The organism is Henriciella sp., assembly GCF_049649345.1.
Classification (GTDB): Bacteria; Pseudomonadota; Alphaproteobacteria; order Caulobacterales; family Hyphomonadaceae; genus Henriciella.
The window spans coordinates 1-1,984 of the sequence record NZ_JBARZC010000360.1; the positions used below are offsets into that span (position 1 = coordinate 1).

The window sequence follows — 1,984 nt, forward strand, 5'->3', positions numbered from 1 at the left end:
GCCTTGAGCTTGGCCGCGTCTGAGGTGAGCGGCTCGACCGATGATTTCGGGCAGGATGTCGCTTCCGTGCCGAGCCATTTATTCTTGCCCGGCTTGTCGTCCTTCCAGGCCCAGGCGCCCTTGCGCTCGGAGACGCATAACTTCTTCTTTTTCTTCTTGCCCGCCGGAAGGTCCACAACCTGGTCGCCATAGGCGCCGGCATTGACCGATGTCGAATAGGTATTGAAGGCAACGCGCACCCGGTCGCCGGACCGCGGCGTGATCAACAGGTCGATGGCATCATTGGCGGCAGTCTTGAGCTCGGCGAGCTTGGAGCCTTTCATAGAGCCTGACACATCCAGCATGAACGCAACATCGAGCTCGGTAATGGCCGCCCGGGCGGTTGCCCGGTCATTGAGGTCCATCTGATTGACCTTGACGAGCGACGCAAACGTTGTCGGCAAAGAACAATCCGCATCGACGAACACGCGGCCCTGATCGCGGTCGATGGAGACATTCGCTGCGGTGCAGTTGACGTCGCTGTGACCCGTCGCGAAGTTTGCTGCGAATGCGGACTGTGCCACGGCAATGATTTCAGCGTCTGTCGCAGACGCATTCTCCAGCGTGCGTGCGCCTGCCAGAGCGGCAGCATCGAGCGCGCTTTGCATCCGTGTGTCGGTTGAGACGCCGCGCTGAAGGTCTATGGCGAACCCGACGATGACCAAAACCATTACGGCCATGATCGCAAACAGTATGGCCGCCACGCCGCGCTCGTCGGACTTATAAACAGAAATCATGTTCCACATGATCGATCCCCATCTCGAACAGGCCGCCCCTCGGCCGTTTCGCTAACGGAGTGCAATCAGCGTGCCAGTTTCGCTTAACTGGCGAGTAACCACATGTTTGAGGTCAGGTCCGCCCTACCGGATCGCAAAGTCGAACGGCTCGTTGCGGTTCTTGCCCTTGTTGGGGCCCATGAAGCCGAACAGGTGGCCGGCGACCTTGCGCATCTGGATCTCTTCGGAGCCTTCGGTGATGCGATAGCGGCGGTGGTGGCGGTAGATGTGCTCGAACGGCTTGTGGCGCGAATAGCCCATGCCGCCATGTACCTGCATCGCCCGGTCGGCCGCGTCGCAGCAGAGCCGGTTGGCGTAATAATTACACATCGAGACCTTGTCGGAGAGATAGATGGCGACATCCGGCTTTGACATCTGGTCGATTTCCCAGGCCGTCTTGAAGATCAGGAGGCGCAGCATCTCGGCCTGCGTCGCGAGCTCGACCAGCGGGAACTGGATCGCCTGGTTTAGCGACAGCGGCTTGCCGAAAGGTTTGCGCTCATTGGCGTAGTTAATCGCCTCGGTGATGCAGTACATCGCCGCGCCGACAGAGCTTGCGGCCTGGCGGATACGGTTTTCATGGACAAAATGCTGGGCGAGTGCCAGGCCGCCTTCAGGCGGGCCGAAGACCGCGTCTTCTGGCACCCAGAGATCCTTGATGTAGAAGCGCGCATGGTCGGTCGGCATGTTGAACGTCCACATATACTCGTCAATCTCGATCGCCGGGTCCCGGGCAGGCGTGATCAGGCAGGTGATGCCTTTCGCGTCACCGTCATTTCCACTGGTCCGGCAGAACATCATGATGTGGCTGGCAGCATGCATGCCGGTGATCCACATCTTGGCGCCATTGATCAGCCAGCCATCCTTGCCGTCTTTCTTATGACGCACGGCGCGAGTTTCCATATGCGTGGCGTCAGAGCCGTGGTCGGGTTCGGTCAGGCCAAAGCAGGCGCGGAACTCACCCTTGAGGGCAGCATCAGCAAGGTGTTTCTGATCCTCGCGCGCAAAGTCACGCAGCATCAGGATCTGCGGGAAGTTGCCGACGATGGAATGCTCGTTCTGCAGATCATTGTGCAAGCCGAGCCCCCTGCGGGCGAAATGCTCGCGGATGATCGCCATGCCGAGATTGGTGCCGTCCTGCCCGCCAAACTCCTTGGGCAGCGCATAGC

Annotated in this window: 2 protein-coding genes; both read right to left on the bottom strand. The window is 59.9% G+C overall.

What is annotated here, in order from left to right:
* A partial coding sequence (locus tag WA989_RS09920; RefSeq protein ID WP_424340340.1) for a pilus assembly protein TadG-related protein occupies positions 1-785 on the bottom strand: 785 nt, incomplete at its 3' end.
* Between the two features lie 114 nt (positions 786-899).
* On the bottom strand, positions 900-1,984 hold a 1,085-nt coding region (locus WA989_RS09925; protein ID WP_424340341.1), incomplete at its 5' end, for an acyl-CoA dehydrogenase family protein.